Source organism: Paraburkholderia kururiensis JCM 10599 = LMG 19447, assembly GCF_003986935.1.
Lineage (GTDB): Bacteria > Pseudomonadota > Gammaproteobacteria > Burkholderiales > Burkholderiaceae > Paraburkholderia > Paraburkholderia kururiensis.
Genome location: NZ_RJZE01000011.1, coordinates 1 through 16,088 on the forward strand (window position 1 = coordinate 1; position 16,088 = coordinate 16,088).

The following is a 16,088-nucleotide window of genomic DNA, read 5'->3' on the forward strand; positions in this document are numbered from 1 at the left end:
TCGAAGTGACGGCGCACCTGGTGAGTGCATCGCTCGTCGCCCGGTTATCTGATATACCCATCCTGCAATTCGACCCACGCAACACCTCCCCGATTAAAGGCGTTGCGACGACCGGTTGAATCCGCCCAGTATGCAAGTCGGAAATTCCGTCAGCGCCTGTGGCGCTATCGGATTCAGCAGAGCATGAGCCGTCGTGGAAATTGCTGGGACAACTGCCCGGTGGAAAGGCTGTTCCGCAGCGTCAAGACGGAATGGCCGCCTATCTTGCCAGCGATGATCCCGGCTTTGTGACGGCCGCGACATTCCTGATCGATGGCGGCATTCGCTGCGCAGTCACTGTGCCCGATACACCTGGTCGAATGTAGCCCCGTCCAAGGAGGCTGCGATGGCATGTATTGGCTGCGCCCAGGTGAAGATGCATGCGGTACGTGTTAGCGAAGCGTTGGGATATTGAAACGATTCGTAGATGCAGACCTAAACATTGAGGGAAACCTCCGGCCGCCGCTGTCCAAGGTCTGCGGCCACCATCGGGCCGCGCATGTTGTCCCCGTCAAGACATGGCATGTCGCGACGCTGTCTGACACAGCCACCGCCGGCCTATGCAAACGACGCCAGATCGGCGTTGCCGCCGCAAACCACCACGGCGATCTTCTCACCGGGCGAACGCACATAGGCGCCCGAGGTCAGTGCCGCAAAGGCAGTTGCACCTCCAGGCTCCGCAACGATCCTGAACTTCTGCCATAGCGCCAATTGCGCTTCGCGAATCTGCTCGTCCGACACCAGTACGGAATCCTGAACGTTCGGCAGAAGAACGGAAAAAGGCACGTCGCCGACACGCCTGCACCCGAGCGAGTCTGCGGCGATGCCGCCCGTGTCGACGTCGACGGGCATATGGGCCTGCAACGCGCGATTAAGTGTCGGGCATTGCTTCGGTTCGACGGCCACTACCTTCACGCGGCCAGCAAACCAGGCTGCGATGCCGCCGATGAAGCCGCCGCCGCCAACGGAAATCAGAATGGTATCGACCTCCGGCACTTGCGCGTCGAGTTCGATCGCGATGGTTCCTTGTCCTGCGACCGTCGCGGGGTCGTCGAAAGCATGCACTTTCAGGGCGCCCGTTTCAGCCGCCCGCGCCTCGCTGGCCGCGAGCGCTTCGACATAGTTGTTGCCAGCGACGACAACCTGTGCGCCAAGATTCGTCAGCATCTTGCGCTTGAGCGCGGTCGCAAGGCTCGGCACATAGATCTCCGCGCGAGCGCCGAGCTTTTGCGCCGCGTACGCGACGGCGATACCGTGGTTTCCTCCGGACGCCGCGACCACGCCAGCACGCGGAAGCGGCTCGCCGAGCAGCCGGTTGAACGCACCTCGCGGTTTGAACGAGCCCGTCACCTGGAGCGATTCGAGCTTCAGGAAGGTATCGCCGGGCACGTTGGAGAGGCCGGGCTCGACCCGCATGACCGGCGTGGTGCGAATGTAAGGAGCGATACGCTGCGCGGCCGCGCGAATGTCTTCTTTCGTGATCATTTGACGAGATCCTCGTAACCGGTTTCCTGCTGGCGCACGGAAGGGATGACCGTGACCGGCGCCTGGCGGCGTTCGTCGACGGTCAGGCGAAAGACGTCGGGACGGCTATAGTGGCCCGTCACGTCGAAATCGAACTTGCCGCGCGCAACGTTTCGCAGATCGATCTCTGCTGTGAGAATGGTTTCTTCGCCGAACGCGGGGCCCGCAAGAATCTGGCCGAACGGATCGACGATACAGCTTCCTCCGGCTTGAACCACCGCTTCAGGATCGTCGCCGAACAGACTGGCGTATGCGTGGGGAAAATCGCGTCGGCGCAAAAACTGGTTGCTTGCAAGCACGTAGCACCGACCTTCTATGGCGATGTGTTGCATCGACGCGACCCATGTCGGCCTCGAGTCGGCCGTGGGCGCGCAATAGAGTTCAATACCCTTTGAGTACATCGCGGTGCGCATCATGGGCATGTAGTTTTCCCAGCAGATCACGGCGCCGAGCTTTCCTAGTGCCGTGTCGAGCACGGGCATGGTGGAGCCGTCACCATAGCCCCAGATCAGTCGTTCCGCGCCGGTCGGCATCAGCTTGCGATGTTTGCCGAGAAAAACTCCTGTTGGGCTGAAAAACAACACACAGCAATAGAGCGTTCCTGCGTCACGTTCGATCACGCCGATCACCATGTGCACGCCGTGGCGGCCCGCTATTGCGGCGAGTTCGTCGACGCACGGCCCCGGTACATCGATCGCCGATTCCCAATACTCGCGGTACGCATCTCTCCCTTCGTCACTGCGTCCACCTACGTACGAGCCGAACGCATGTCCCTTCGGATAGCCGCCCACAAACGCTTCGGGGAAGACCACCAGCTTCGCGCTGCGAGCCACAGCCGACGCGACGAGGTCGTCGACCTTTGCCAGGGTGCGGCGCTGGTCAAAAGGAACAGGCGTGCCCTGGATGACGGAAGCGACCCACGGCCCTTCCCTGTTGATGTCGTTCATTATGTCTCCTTGTGTATCTATAGTGAACGTGTTAGCATCAGTTTCGAACATCATAGGCGCCTGTCCAATTTGTGGCAAGCGGTGGATGGTCGTCTGCGCGCACTACGTTGAGGAGAGGAAACTGATGGGAGAGATCGCGACGGTCAATAGCGTCGAACACGCCATCCGGCTCGTCGAACTGATGGCCACTTCGAACAGTCTTCTCAGCGTCAGTCAGTTGGCGCAGTCTCTCGAGTTGCCGCGTGCAACCGTGTACCGGCTCCTCAAGACGCTGGCGCAACGCGAATGGATCATTCAGGATGACAAAACGTATCGCCTCAGTTTCAGGCTCGCTGAGCTTTTTCGCGGCGCCGGTGCAAGTGCCCAGGCGGCGCTGGCCGAGCAGGTTGCACCGCTGCTGCAGCGCCTCGTAAATGAAACGGGCGAAACGGCGCACTTTGCCGCGCTCGACGGCGACCGCGTCGTCTACCTTGCGAAAGTCGATTCCCCGCATCCCATTCGTATGTTTTCCCAGGTCGGCTGGCGCGGGCCGCTACATGCAACCGGCGTGGGCAAGGTGCTGCTCGCTTCGGCAGAAGCCAAGCTTCTTCCACGAGTGTGCGAGCAGGGGCTGGAGCGGTTCACGCCGAATACGATTGTCAAAACCGATCAGCTTCAGGCCGAGTTGGCGCGAATCCGCGAGCAGGGATACGCGTTGGATGCCGAAGAGTTGATCGCCGGTTTGACATGCGTCGCGGTGCCGGTCGTGAGCGGAGGACAGGTTTGCGGTGCGCTATCCGTTGCGGGTCCAACCGCTCGCATTGGCAATCCAGCGGCCTTGGCGAAAATCCTTAAAGCGGCGGCGCAGACATTGCCGGCATCGTTGTAGAACCGCTGGAAGTTCCATCCGGGGGCGCGGCTTTCCTCGTCGACGTCGGACTGATCGCGCACAGCGTTCCAGATGGGGAAATCGAAGTGGTCCATCACCCGGTCGAATCGCGTGATGCTGGCAAGCAGGCGCATCGCAAACCGCGAGTAGGCTTCGACAGCGATATCGAGCGCCGGCTTCGTGACGGTCGGCTGGAACACGATGTCGCCACGCGCCACCACGCGCCACCGTCTCGCGCTCGGTGCGCCGACGGAAGCCCTCCGCCACCCGGAAATGATCGAATGGGCCCTCGCCTATTCCAGGCCGCCCGCAATAAATCCGCCAAGCTGGAAATAATGGGTTAATTCAGCGCATGTTATATTCTGCCGCGCACTAAAACCCTGCGCTTAGACCGTCTACAACGTACCAATAAAACGGTCTTCAAAGCGCAAACAACAAATGCTCCACAACGCTGACGCATTCCCCGGCTCATTCAGAACGCGGCCGGTTTGCGCCGGGGGAAAAGAATAATGAATCGCGTTTATCGGCTCGTCTGGAATCCCGTCCGACGGCAGGTGCAAGTGGCGTCCGAACTCACGGCCACCCCGCGCGGCAATACAAATGACAGCCGGCCCGTGCGCGGCGCCCTCGTTCACTCGGCCGCGCCGACCCTTTCCATTATCGCGGCGGCAGTGGGCCTCGCCGGCTTCTCACCGACGGCATCGGCCGTCACATGCTCCGCAACGTCCACCGCTGGATGCAGCGCCATTGGCGGCGCGGGCATACCGGCCCGCACCGGTAGCGGCGGCGCCGGCAACGGCAACGGCGGCGGCGCGAGCACCTTCAATGTGAGCACCGGGACGACCGACCTCATCTCCGGGTTCGCATCCTCGACGGGCGTCGGCGGCCAGGGGGCCGCCACTCAGGATGGATCAGGCGGACCCGGGGGCGTGGTCGGCGCATCGAGCTCCGGCACGATCGGTTTCAACGGCTCAGCAATCGGCGGCGCCGGAACGGCCGGCCCGCTCGCGACGAACTTCGGCACGGGCGGCGGCGGCGGCGGCGCGGGCTTCGTTTTTTCCGGATTTAATCTGACGTTGGACTCCGGCGCGACGGTTCTAGGCGGCGCGGGCGGCGTGGGCGGGCAAGGCGCAGCCCCTGTGGTTTCAAATGGCGGCGGCGGTGGTGGCGGCGGCACCGGTTTGCTGTCGACCGCCGCCGGCACAGGCATCGTCAATAACGCGACCGTGGCCGGCGGTGCCGGCGGCGCAGGCGGTGGTGGCGGCGCGACCGGATCCGGCGGCGGCGGCGGCGCAGGCGGAGACGGCATGCTTCTGCTCGGCGCCAACACGAATATCGTCAACACGGGCAGCGTGACCGGCGGCGCAGGCGGGGCTCCGGGTAACGGAAGTTCCGAAATCCCTAACACGACAGGCGGCGGTGGCGCCGGCGTTCGCCTCGTCGGCGCGGGCAGTTCCATCGCCAACATCGGGACGATCAGCGGGGGCAACAGCTCGGCAGGCGTTGCGGGGGCCGGTATCGTGACGTATGGCAACACGACGATCACCAACGGAGGGACGATCAGCGGCGGCCTGAGCGGCGGAGCAAACGCGTCGTCGATCGAGTTCGGTGGCACCGGCAACACGCTGAATCTCCTGTCGGGCTCGACGCTCAACGGCGCGGTCACGCTCGATGCCGGCGCAACCGCCACCATCGCCGCTCAAAATCCGGGGCTGTCGCTGGCCCCGTCGGTGGTGCTGACCGACTCGGCCTCGACCGTGACCTTCAGCGGTATGGCCACCGGCCTCACCATATCCGGCGTAGTGGCCGGCGCAGGCAACACGGTCGTGACGGGCACCGGCGGCAACATCACGATGGCGGCCGTCAACACCTACACCGGCAGCACGACTATCAGCGGGGGACAACTCGCCCTTACCGGCAGCGGCAGTATCGCGGCGTCCAGTGGTCTGCTCGACAACGGTCTATTCGACATTTCAGGAACGACGAGCGGCGCACAGATCGAGAATCTGACGGGGTCGGGCACGGTTGCACTCGGAACCCGCACGCTAACGATCACAAACGGCAACGGTACATTCAGCGGCTCCATCGGCGGCGCCGGCGGCGTGACCACCAGCGGCACCACGACGTTGGCGAGCGGCAATACCTATACCGGGGCAACGACGATCAGCAGCGGCACGCTGGCGCTATCCGGTGCGGGCGCCATCTCGGCATCGAGCGGCGTAGTCGACAACGGTACGTTCGACATTTCGGGAACCACGAGCGGTGCCCAGGTCAAGCAGTTGACCGGCACAGGCACGGTGACGCTCGGCGCGCGCACGCTCGGCGTGACCAACGCGTCCGGCACGTTCGCGGGCTCCATCAACGGCACGGGCGGGTTCTTGCTGACATCGGGCACGCAGACGCTTACCGGCGCGAACAGTTACACCGGCGGCACGATGATCACTGCGGGCACGCTCGCGCTATCGGGAGGCGGCGCGCTGTCGTCGGCGACGCCCATCACGCTCGCGTCGTCGAATGCGACGCTCGATCTTTCGGCCGCCAGCGCTCAGCAGTTCGCCAGCCTCAGCGGCACATCGGGCTCGCGCGTCGTGCTAGGCGGCAACGCGTTGACCGTAGGCGATGCAACCGATACGACATTCGGCGGTACCTTGTCGGGCCCTGGTGCGTTCGTTAAACAAGGCACGGGCACGCTGACGCTCGATGGCGTCAGCAGCGCGTTCTCCGGAACAACGACCGTCGCCGCCGGCACGCTTGAAGTTGGCGATGCCGCCAATCCGTCGGCGCTGCTAGGCGGGAATGTACAGGTCGCGTCGAATGGCACGTTGCGCGGTCACGGTACCGTTGCCGGCAGCGTCGCGAATGCGGGCGTGGTTGCGCCAGGCGGCACGATCGGAACGTTGACGCTCGGCGGCGACTATACCCAGGCGTCCAACGGCACGCTTTCGATCGAAGTCAGCCCGACCGCCGCATCGCAATTGCACGTCGGTGGCGCCGCGGCGCTAAACGGCACGCTGCACATCGTTTATGACCCGGGCACCTACAGCGCGGGCCGCTATGCATTGCTGAGCGCCGGCAACGGCGTGAGCGGCAGGTTCTCGAGCGTCACCAACAGCGCGCTCGCGGGGGCGGATCTATCGTCGCTGCAACAATCGATCACCTACGGCGCGAACGAGGTCGACCTCGCTCTCGCCGCTGCGTCTAACACGACGACAGGCGGAACCACCCCGGTCGTGATTGCGCCGCAGGACACCACCATCTTTGCAACGGAGGGCACGTCGGCCTTGAACCGGGCACAGACGATCAGCTCCGCCCTCCTCGCCCGCTCAGGACGGAACAGCGCAGCCGGCGGTTCGGCCACCTCGCCGGCCGGCAGTTGGATTTCGGCGACGGGATCGAGCACGAAGGTCTCGGGTACCGACGGCCGCCCCGGCTTTCTCGCGCGCGAATACGGGTTCATGGCCGGTATCGATCATCGCGAAGGGGCCGGCACGGTAGGCATCGCCGCCGGTTACTCGCACACCTCGATCGACGAATCTTTGACCGGCGATTCGAGCGCCGCCGACACGCTGCGCGTAGCGCTCTATGGCGCGCGTTCTTTCGGCCCGATCGATCTGGCTGCAACGGTCGGCTATGGTCTCGATTTTCTTTCGCAGAAGCGGCCGTTCGGATCGATCGGTACGGCCGAGGGCGATCACTATGGCAACGAGTTCAGTGCCGCGCTGCAAGCAGGGATGCCGATCGCTGTCGGCAGCGTCACGATGACGCCGCGGCTCGGACTGCGGTATGCGTACTTCCGGGGCAACGGGTTTGGCGAAAGCGGTGCGCAGGGGCAGAACCTGTCCGTCGACGCGGACAACGCACGCAGCCTGCAACCATTCGTCTCGCTCGCGATCGACAAGGCGTTCGGCAATACGCTCGCGCCGATCGACGTCCAGTGGCGGATTGGCTATGCCTGGGAGGCGCTAAGCCATGCTCGCGGCTTAGCCGTCACGTCGCAAGACGGTACGACGTTTTCAGCGCCGGGCACCGACCTTCCACGGGCCAATCTCACGACGGGTGCCAGCGTAAGCTTCCATCCCGCGAAGTCCATGTCGGTCGCGGTGGGGTTGGACGCGCTGCTGAACGTGGGGCATGCGTCGGCGCAGTCGGCCTATGCAAGGCTCGACTACCGGTTCTGACCTGCGATTACGGTCGCGATCGTATGGCGTTGAATCCGGTCACGCGACGATGCCAGCAGGCGTGTCATGGTCGCCGAAGTCGCGTCGGCGTCGGCTTCGGCTTCGGCTTCGGCTTCGGCTTCGCGCGCCAGGATATGCTCAGCGATGGCACCGGCGAACGACATTGCCGGCCATTCACCGAGCTTCACCTGTCGCCTGCGGCTGTCGACGGCAGACTTGTCGCGATACGTCCAGGATTTGCGGTTCGTCGAAGCTTGCAGGCGCTCGAACGTCATGTGGTCGCCGCTCGGCGGCTTGGCTGCGGCGCGTGCCTCGAAGCGCATTCTTCCTTGGGCGTAGGTTTTTTCTGAGGAAAGAATATCCGGCGCAGGTTTCCAGGCAACGCTGAAAAACCTGCGCCGACCTCTCAAGTCTTGACGCACGGGGACAAGCGTCGATGTGCTGACGGCGGATCATCCTGGCTCACAACAGGCGACTGCGGACGACTATCGAATTCTGGCTACTCGTTCTCTTCGAAGTAATGCCCGAACTTGACCTGCTTGGTCCGGATATACCGCTCGTTTTCCTCGCGCACGGGAATTGCCAGCGCGACGCGCTCGCAGACGGGAATGCCGTGCTTCGCGAGCGTGTCGAATTTCTTCGGATTGTTGCTCATCAGCCGCACTGACGAGACCTTCAGAATGCGCAGGATGGCGGCCGCCGAGTCGTACTCGCGCGCGTCGTCGGGCAGGCCCAGTTCCAGATTGGCCTCGACGGTATCGAGCCCCTGCTCCTGCAGCGCGTACGCGCGAATCTTGTTGGAGAGCCCGATGCCGCGCCCCTCGTGGCCGCGCAGGTACAGCAGCGCGCCACGCCCTTCAGCCGCGATGTAGCGCAACGCGAGATCGAGCTGCTCGCCGCAGTCGCAGCGATACGAACCCAGCACGTCGCCCGTGAGGCATTCGGAATGCAGCCGCGTCAGCACGGGTTCTCCGTTCGCGACGTCGCCCATCACGAGCGCCACGTGCTCCGCGCCGCCGTCGGCGACACGAAAGACGTAGGACATGAAGGTGCCGTAGCGGGTGGGAAGCGTAGCGGCTGCATCGAGCACGACGCATTCGTCGGTAATGGCGCCAGGTGCGCACGGCGGCTCGTGAGGCGTAGACATGATGTTCGAAGATGCCAAGGCTTGATCCGGCGTGCTGCCGGGATGTGGTATGGACGGGCAGTTTACCGCCAATCGCCCCGGCGCACCGCAATGCGGGCGGAGCGGGGCATCGTCACCCCCAATGCCCCGGCCGGTTTGCGCCGCCTATACTGGAACGGAGCCTGCCGGCAGCGCGTCGCCGAGAGAAGTCGGGGATGCGCGGCGCCACGCCGGCAGACCTTCTCTGACGAAACGGAGCCGCCTCATGACAACCGTTGCACAAGTACTCAAATCGAAGCCGGAGCAAACCGTCTACACCATCCTGGCGGATGACTCGGTCTACAACGCGATCAAGCTGATGGCGGAAAAGCAGATCGGCGCGCTCGTCGTCAAGGAAGGCGAGGCGATCGTCGGCATCATCACGGAGCGCGACTATGCACGCAAAGTCGTGTTGATGGACCGCTCGTCGAAGGTCACGCCGGTGCGGGAAATCATGAGCCCGCACGTGCGCTTCGTGCGCCTCGACCAGACCACGGACGAATGCATGGCGCTGATGACCGAGCGCCGCATGCGGCACCTGCCCGTCATCGATCAGGAGAAGCTGGTGGGAATGGTCTCGATCGGCGACCTGGTGAAGAACATCATTGCCGAACAGCAATTCACGATCGAACAGTTGGAGCACTACATCACGGGCGGCAAGGTATGAGCGCCACGCGGCGGGCGACGCAAAGGCCGGTGATGCAAAAAAAGCCCAATCGATAGCGGTTGGGCCAAGCCGCCTTCCGGCGGCGGAGGTTCCACAAAACCTGTTTTACGGTCGAGCCGCGCGCGGCGCGTCACGGCGCACGCCTGCGCGACCGCCGTCGAGCGAAACGGCATCCGGCGACGTGCCTCGTCGCGTAGCAATCAGTCCGTGCGCGGTGGGGCGCCGCGCACGACTTCCTCGCTCAGTCGCCGAATCAGTTACCGAAGTAAGTGGATTGCTGCGGCGTCACGTGCACCGGCTGACCTGCCTGCGACGAACCCGACGTCGACGGACCGTAGCCAGTGTCGGCGGTACGTTGTTGCGCCATCGCGGTGCCGTTCTGCGCGGCAACGCGCGCTTCGGCGGCCTGGATGTCGGCCGGATAGGTAGCGTCGTTCGATACCGCCGGGTTGTAGCCGGCGCGTTCGAGGTCGATCAGTTCCTGGCGCACTTGTGCGCGGGTCACGGGGCCGTTCGACTGGGCGAACGAAGCAAGCGGAGCAGCAAGCGCAACGGCAACAACAGCAGCCTTGATCAGGGACTTCGAGTTCATGATGATTACCTCCAAAAATTATTTTGTCGCTGGCTCGTCACACCATGTGTCGAGCAAGTGACTCCAGTTTAGGAAGCCGATCACCAAGGGAAAACCCCTATTTTAGATAAAGATTTTTTCGGCTGGGAGAACAATGAATGACACGCTCCGGACTTGCCGCGCCACTCGATAGCAAGATGTAAGGTTTTCCGCGCCCGGGCCGTGGCCGCTCCGTGCCAGCGCGGTGGCGGGCAAAAATTGCAGAACGTCGGCTGGTGACCCGGCCCGAGCTATTGCGCCGCCAGCAGTTTGCGAGGACCGCTGACGAACGGGCTCCCCGCTTCGTAGAAGCGCAACATGTGGTGCATCTCACGCGACAGCCCAATGCGCTTCGTCGCCGCCACGGCCTTCACCGCGGCATCGCCGTGAATGGGCATCTGCCCGATCCACAGCCCGTGCCCCGTACAGAGGTCCTGACCGTCGAATGCCTGGCCAATACCGAATGCGCGCGTGAGCCGCCCGGGCCCGCGCGCCAGATCCCGCAACGGTGCGCCGTTACGGCGCGCAGTCATCGCGGCGATGCCTTCGAGCGGCTCGATGGCGCGAATCAGCACGCCCGCCCCGATGCCGGCCAGCTCACTCGACATGTTGAGCATGTACTCCGTGCCATAGGTGAGTCGCACGTAGGCGTGGCCGCGCTCGAGGAACATCGAGCCGTTCCAGGCACGGCGCCCGATGAACGCATGGCTCGTCGAATCGCCGACCGGGTAGGCCTCCATCTCCACGATCCGTCCGCTCAAACGGCGCTCGTACAGAACAGGCTCGGCCTCCCCGTTCCTGATGCCTGGGACGCCTCGCACCGGAAACGGCTCGGCCAGGTCGTAGACGAGATACTTGCCCACCATGAAGCGCGCCAGCTCGACCGTGTCGAGCGGCAATTCGTCGCGCGTGAGCGGCACGATGGGCAGCAGAGGCGTCGAGTCGCAGCCGGCGGACCGCGTACCGCCTGGCGTCGCGGTGCGTACGCGGCCCTTGCGCTTCGTCTGTTGTTGCAATGCTTCGCCCGTGGGCGCGTTCCGAGTCACGTTTTTCCCAACTAGAGTATCGTTAGCTTGCCGCGCGTCCCGGGGCTTGCAACACGGAGCGTGCGGAGCTGGTTCTCGCGCATTATCGCCACAATTTCTGCAGTATCAGCAGTTGCTGTACGCGCAGCGCCGCATTTCCCGCAATAACGTTCACTCAGGTTTCATTCGGCAACGCCCGCAGCAACAGGCGGTTGCAATGAACGCCCTCGACATCATGACAACTGGAGAAAACACATGAAGGCAATTCACGCAATCAGGATGGCAGTCGGCGCACTCGTCGTCGCGGCTTCGGTCAACGCATGGGCGCAGGCGAGCGACACCAGCGCCGCAACCGACACCGCCAACACCGCCGCATCGGCCAAGGCGAGCAAGAAGGCTGCACGCACGGCCAATCGCGCCTTGCAGAAGAAGGTGCGCGCCGCGCTCGCCCATGCGAAAGGCATTTCAGTGGCCAACATCACGGTCCGCGCGAACAACGGCGCCGTGACGCTCGCGGGCACCGTGCCGGACGCCTCGCAGATCGATCAGGCCACGCAGGTGGCACAGGGCGTAGCCGGTGTCACGTCGGTCAAGAACGCGTTGACCGTGCGTTCCGAGGGCGGCCAGTAAGTACGGCGATTCCCGCTCGCGCTTGCGTCAGCCTTGCGCCTGTTTCCCGCCTTCCTGTCTTGCCGGCATACGGTGCTTCGCATGGCCGAGGCGGGAGGACGGGGCAGGCGCCTGCGCGGCCGCCGGCATTAGCCCTGCGCGCGGCGTTGCATTTCACGGGCAATCACGATCTGCTGGATCTGCGTGGTGCCTTCGTAGATGCGAAAGAGCCGCACGTCGCGATAAAACCGTTCGATCCCGTATTCGCTCATGTAGCCTGCGCCGCCGAAAATCTGCACGGCGCGGTCAGCCACGCGCGAGCACATTTCCGTGGCGAACATCTTCGCGCATGACGCCTCAGCGGTAACGCGCTCGCCATCGTCGCGACGGCGTGCGGCGTCCACGATCATGCAGCGCGAGGCGTAGATTTCGGCCTGGCTGTCGGCAAGCATCGCCTGAATCAGCTCGAATTCCACGATCGGCTTGCCGAACTGTTTGCGCTCCATCGCATAACGCAGCGCGTCGGCCAGCATGCGTTCGGCGGCGCCGGTCGCCACGGCGGCAATATGCAGACGGCCCTTGTCGAGCACCTTCATCGCGGTCTTGAATCCCACGCCTTCACGCCCGCCGATCAAGCTCTCAGCCGGCACGCGGCAGTTCTCGAAGATCACGTCGCACGTGTGGGCGCCCTTCTGCCCCATCTTGCGGTCGATCTTGCCCAGCGACAGTCCCGCCGTATCGCGTTCCACGACGAATGCCGAAATGCCGCCGGCGTCCTTGCTTGCCGGATCGGTGCGCGCCATCACCGTGTAGATGCCCGCTTCCGGCGCATTGGTGATGAAGCGCTTCGTGCCGTTCAGTACGTAATGGTCGCCGTCGCGAATGGCGGTGGTGCGCAGCGACGCGGCGTCGGAGCCGGCTTCCGGCTCGGTCAGACAGAATGAGCCGATGAGTTCGCCCGAGGCGAGCCGCGGCAGATACTTCTGCTTTTGCCCGGGCGTCCCGTCGAGCACGATGCCCATGGACCCGATGCCGTTGTTGCTGCCCACCGCGGAGCGGAACGCGGGCGACGTCTTGCCGAGTTCCATGGCGGCCAGCACTTCCTCTTCCATGGTGAGGCCAAGCCCGCCGTATTCCTCCGGAAGGCAGAGGCCGAACAGGCCAAGCGCCTTCATCTCGGCAAGCAGGGCATCGGGAATCTGGTCGGTTTCGGCGACGAGCGCTTCGGCGGGCACGAGGCGCTCGCGCACGAAGCGGGCAATGCTGTCGAGCAGCAGGTTCAGCGTTTCCTGGCTACGAATCACAACGTCTCCTTCGGCGGCTCTTCGGGTTTGCGGCGTGGGTCTTTGCTTCGGCCGGTCATTCGGCCGGTCATTCGGTCGCCCGATGCGGTGAAGAACGTCCACTGTCATTTGCTATATTGGATCGGGCCTGTTCATCCGGCAGACGAAGCATAACTGTTGCCGCGCCGTGGCATCGACGAACCACAAGAGGAACGACCGCATGACGACGACATCGACCGCGCTGCCCCGCTGGACCCTCCTCACGCCGATTGCCGCGTGGATCGTGCTGTGCGCAGGCCTGCTGTTGCCGGGTCACGCGCCGCTGCTGGTGCTGGTGGGCATCGCGCTCGCGGGGGCGGTGTTTGCGGGCGTGCATCACGCAGAGGTGGTCGCGCATCGGGTGGGCGAGCCGTTCGGCACGCTGGTGCTCGCCGTCGCGGTGACCGTGATCGAGGTGGCGTTGATCGTCTCGGTGATGATTGGCGGCGGTCCGGAAAAGGCGGGCCTCGCGCGCGATACCGTGTTTGCGGCGGTGATGATCGTGTGCAACGGTATCGTCGGCCTTTGCCTGCTCATGGGTGGCTTGCGCCACCGCGAGCAGGACTTCCAGATTCGCGGGGCGAGCGCGGCGCTCGCTGTGCTGGCGTCGCTTTCCGTGCTCTCGCTCGTGATGCCCAACTACACGAGCCAGAACCTCGGCCCCATGCTCTCGCCCTCGCAGCTCGCGTTCGCGGGCGTGTCGTCGCTCGTGCTCTATTGCGTGTTCGTATTCGTGCAGACCGTGCGGCACCGCGATTACTTTCTCGCAGCGGGCGACGGCGAGCACCACCATGCGGCGCCGCCCAGTGCGCGCGTCGCGATGGTGTCCGCGGTGCTGCTACTGGTCAGCCTCGTCGCCGTCGTGCTGCTGGCCAAGCTGCTGTCGCCGGCCGTAGAAGCGGCCGTGCGCGAGGCGGGTTTGCCCGAAGCGGTGGTGGGTATCGTCATCGCCGCGCTCGTGCTGCTGCCCGAAGGGCTCGCAGCGTTGCGCGCGGCGCGCGCGGACCGGCTGCAGACGAGTCTCAACCTGGCGCTGGGCTCCGCGCTCGCCAGCATCGGACTCACGATTCCGACCGTGGCGGTCGTCACGCTGGGGTTCCACATGCCGCTCGCGCTCGGCATCGGCGGACGGGATACGGTGCTGCTCGTGCTGACGCTGATCGTGGGTACGCTCACGCTCGGCACCGGCCGCACGACCATCCTGCAAGGCGCCGTGCACCTGTCGCTGTTCGCGGCGTATCTGTTTCTTTCGGTGGCGCCGTAGGTCTTGCTGCGGGCATCAGGTGTCGAGGCTGATGCCGCCTCATGCGCGGGCGCTTCGCGTGATCGCCCCGGGTTGGGGTTCTTCGCCGGTCCTTCGGGGCGGCCGCTCAGTTTGCCCTCAATGAGCCCTCGGTGAGCCCCTCAGTCGGCCCAATGGGCCGCAAGCCACTCTCGAAAGCGCTGCACCTTTTGCAGATGCGCCACGCTTTCGGGATAGACGAAAAAGTAACGCGCGCCCGTGGTGAGCACCGTATCAAACGGACGCACGAGCCGCTTCGCCGCCACGTCTTCCTCGATCAGCGCCAGGTCGCTGATCGCCACGCCGAAGCCCTGCAGCGCCGCGTTGGTCGCCAGATCGAGGGTTTCGAAGCTCGGCCCGTGGCTCGCATCGACACCGCTCGCCTCGCTCACGCCCGCGTGCGCGAGCCACATCTTCCAGTCGCGATGATCGCGCGTGGGATGCAGCAGCGTGTGCCGCGCCAGATCTTCGGCCCGCGCGAGCGGTTTATCGACGAGCAGTTCGGGCGCACACACCGGCGTCAGGCGTTCCTCGATCAAGGGCACCGCCTGGACATCCGCGCCGGGAGACGTACCGTAGACGATGGCGGCATCGAACGGCTCCACCTCGAAATCCACATCGTGCTGCCACGTCGTGGTGATCTGCACGTGCAGGTCCGGATACTCACCCTGAAAGCGCATGATCTTCGGCAGCATCCAGCGCATCACGCAGGTGGGCACCTTGAGCGCGAGATCGGTGCGCTGGCGCGTGAGACGCAGCGAAATTTCCTCGATACGGGCAAAGCTCTCCTTCACCGCCGGCAGCAGCAACTCGCCTTCGGCCGTGAGCGTGAGCCCTTTCGCGTGACGCTTGAACAGCGGAAAACCGTAGTAGTCTTCGAGCGCAAGAATCTGCCGGCTCACCGCACCTTGCGTGAGACACAGATGCTCCGCCGCGCGCGTGAAGCTGCGGTGACGCGCGACGGTCTCGAAGATCTGCAGGGCGTTCAGAGGCGGAAGTCGTCGCATGGCGGGAACGGCGGGAGGAGCAGGATGGTTGGGCGGCCAAGCATCAGTAAAACTCATCCCAACCGGTGCGGCGAAACGAGCTTTTGATGCGCTTGGGGCCACAGGATAAGCGAACAAAAACCGATGCGGTGTGGGCGGTTACCGTGGAGGTATGCGAAGCGCTCATACCGCCGGCGCGCGGGCGCAGAGCTGCGGCGGTCGATCGGTAATGGAAGCGGCTGTCGCCAACCGGCCGCCGGCGTGCAATGTTCGTGAGGTCCGTGATGACGTCACGACCCGGTTAGCCGCGCGAAGACAGCCTGGTCAGCGTGTGCTCTGGTTCTGCGCTGCGTCGTCCAGCGCCTCGATCTGCCGGTCCACCAGCGTGAGCCTGAGCGGTTTGTCGGCATCCAGCTTTTTCTTTTCGATGACGCGCTTCCAGGCGCCGTCCTTACCCGGCTCCCGGTAGAGCGCCACGATCGCGACGTACCTTGTGCCGGGCTCCATGGGCTGCGAGAGGCTCACCGATGCGCCGGGATTCAGCACCGACGCCATGCTGGCCTGCAGGTCCTGTGCGAGAACGGTGCGGTCGTTCTTCAGCAGATCGTCGTAGGACGCTGCGTCGAACAGCTTGCGGTCATTGAGCTGATACACGCGGACCGCGACCGACGTCGGGCGGCCAGCCTCGTCCGCGTTCAATCCGTCGCGGGCAGACAGATCGACGTTGAACGTCTTGATCTGCTTGAAAAACACGGCGTGATACGCGCTCGCCGTCGAGTCGGACACGGCCTGCCAGGCGCCGCAGCCCGACAGTGCCAGCGCCAGCGGGACGGTTGTTGTGATGAAACGGATCGACATCTTCAGTC

The 16,088-nt window shown here is 64.4% G+C and carries 14 protein-coding genes and 2 pseudogenes; 6 read left to right on the top strand and 10 right to left on the bottom strand.

Annotation, left to right across the window (positions count from 1 at the left end; all coding sequences use genetic code 11):
- Positions 1-117: 117 nt before the first annotated feature.
- A pseudogene (locus PKKP23_RS14605) lies at positions 118-264 on the top strand (IS3 family transposase); the annotation flags it as partial.
- Between the two features lie 333 nt (positions 265-597).
- Here the strand turns inward: PKKP23_RS14605 and PKKP23_RS14610 are convergent.
- Positions 598-1,524 (bottom strand): threonine/serine dehydratase, encoded by a 927-nt coding sequence (locus PKKP23_RS14610; RefSeq protein ID WP_126877424.1) that lies wholly within the window; start codon positions 1,522-1,524, stop codon positions 598-600.
- Positions 1,521-2,510, bottom strand: a complete 990-nt coding sequence (locus PKKP23_RS14615) for a nitrilase-related carbon-nitrogen hydrolase (protein WP_126877425.1) — start codon at positions 2,508-2,510, stop codon at positions 1,521-1,523. Before PKKP23_RS14615 ends, PKKP23_RS14610 begins: the two co-directional genes overlap by 4 nt.
- Before the next feature lie 124 nt (positions 2,511-2,634).
- Between PKKP23_RS14615 and PKKP23_RS14620 the strand changes: the two genes are divergently transcribed.
- Complete coding sequence (locus PKKP23_RS14620; RefSeq protein ID WP_126877426.1) at positions 2,635-3,378, top strand: IclR family transcriptional regulator; 744 nt, start codon at positions 2,635-2,637, stop codon at positions 3,376-3,378.
- Positions 3,379-3,407: 29 nt separating this feature from the next.
- On the opposite strand, the pseudogene PKKP23_RS34525 reads toward PKKP23_RS14620, so the two are convergent.
- Positions 3,408-3,645, bottom strand: a pseudogene (locus PKKP23_RS34525) (ATPase); the annotation flags it as partial.
- A gap of 242 nt (positions 3,646-3,887) precedes the next feature.
- Between PKKP23_RS34525 and PKKP23_RS34830 the strand changes: the two are divergent.
- Positions 3,888-7,556: an autotransporter domain-containing protein gene (locus tag PKKP23_RS34830; protein WP_126877427.1), complete on the top strand. Its 3,669-nt coding sequence runs from the start codon at positions 3,888-3,890 to the stop codon at positions 7,554-7,556.
- Here the strand turns inward: PKKP23_RS34830 and PKKP23_RS34540 are convergent.
- Together PKKP23_RS34540 and ribA are read right to left on the bottom strand one after the other, a co-directional pair.
- Positions 7,544-7,879: a hypothetical protein gene (locus PKKP23_RS34540; protein WP_240659017.1), complete on the bottom strand. Its 336-nt coding sequence runs from the start codon at positions 7,877-7,879 to the stop codon at positions 7,544-7,546. The genes PKKP23_RS34830 and PKKP23_RS34540 overlap by 13 nt on opposite strands.
- Positions 7,880-8,055: 176 nt before the next feature.
- Positions 8,056-8,703 carry a GTP cyclohydrolase II gene (ribA, locus tag PKKP23_RS14640; protein WP_026121705.1) on the bottom strand — a complete coding sequence of 216 codons (648 nt, stop codon included), beginning with the start codon at positions 8,701-8,703 and terminating at the stop codon, positions 8,056-8,058.
- A 244-nt stretch (positions 8,704-8,947) separates the two neighbouring features.
- On the opposite strand from ribA, the gene PKKP23_RS14645 reads away from it, so the two are divergent.
- The gene (locus PKKP23_RS14645) at positions 8,948-9,388 is read left to right on the top strand and encodes a CBS domain-containing protein (RefSeq protein ID WP_017776046.1); all 441 of its coding nucleotides are present in this window, start codon (positions 8,948-8,950) and stop codon (positions 9,386-9,388) included.
- Positions 9,389-9,641: 253 nt separating this feature from the next.
- Here PKKP23_RS14645 and PKKP23_RS14650 read toward each other — a convergent pair whose 3' ends face one another.
- A complete protein-coding gene (locus PKKP23_RS14650; protein ID WP_042303940.1) occupies positions 9,642-9,980 on the bottom strand; it encodes a DUF4148 domain-containing protein in 339 nt (112 codons plus the stop codon).
- A 269-nt stretch (positions 9,981-10,249) separates the two neighbouring features.
- Entirely contained in the window at positions 10,250-10,930 is a 681-nt protein-coding gene (locus tag PKKP23_RS14655; protein WP_126877566.1) for a DNA-3-methyladenine glycosylase, read from the bottom strand.
- Between the two features lie 348 nt (positions 10,931-11,278).
- On the opposite strand from PKKP23_RS14655, the gene PKKP23_RS14660 reads away from it, so the two are divergent.
- Positions 11,279-11,653 carry a BON domain-containing protein gene (locus PKKP23_RS14660; protein WP_026121703.1) on the top strand — a complete coding sequence of 125 codons (375 nt, stop codon included), beginning with the start codon at positions 11,279-11,281 and terminating at the stop codon, positions 11,651-11,653.
- A 128-nt stretch (positions 11,654-11,781) separates the two neighbouring features.
- Here the strand turns inward: PKKP23_RS14660 and PKKP23_RS14665 are convergent, their stop codons facing one another.
- On the bottom strand, positions 11,782-12,936 hold the full coding sequence (locus PKKP23_RS14665; protein ID WP_126877428.1) for an acyl-CoA dehydrogenase family protein: 1,155 nt from the start codon (positions 12,934-12,936) through the stop codon (positions 11,782-11,784).
- 199 nt (positions 12,937-13,135) lie between these two features.
- Between PKKP23_RS14665 and PKKP23_RS14670 the strand changes: the two genes are divergently transcribed.
- Positions 13,136-14,218 carry a calcium:cation antiporter gene (locus PKKP23_RS14670; protein WP_126877429.1) on the top strand — a complete coding sequence of 361 codons (1,083 nt, stop codon included), beginning with the start codon at positions 13,136-13,138 and terminating at the stop codon, positions 14,216-14,218.
- Positions 14,219-14,358: 140 nt separating this feature from the next.
- On the opposite strand, the gene PKKP23_RS14675 is transcribed toward PKKP23_RS14670, so the two are convergent.
- Both PKKP23_RS14675 and tssJ read right to left on the bottom strand, forming a co-directional pair.
- A complete protein-coding gene (locus PKKP23_RS14675; RefSeq protein ID WP_017776040.1) occupies positions 14,359-15,243 on the bottom strand; it encodes a LysR substrate-binding domain-containing protein in 885 nt (294 codons plus the stop codon).
- A gap of 303 nt (positions 15,244-15,546) precedes the next feature.
- Complete coding sequence (gene tssJ / locus PKKP23_RS14680; protein ID WP_126877430.1) at positions 15,547-16,080, bottom strand: type VI secretion system lipoprotein TssJ; 534 nt, start codon at positions 16,078-16,080, stop codon at positions 15,547-15,549.
- Positions 16,081-16,088: the final 8 nt, after the last annotated feature.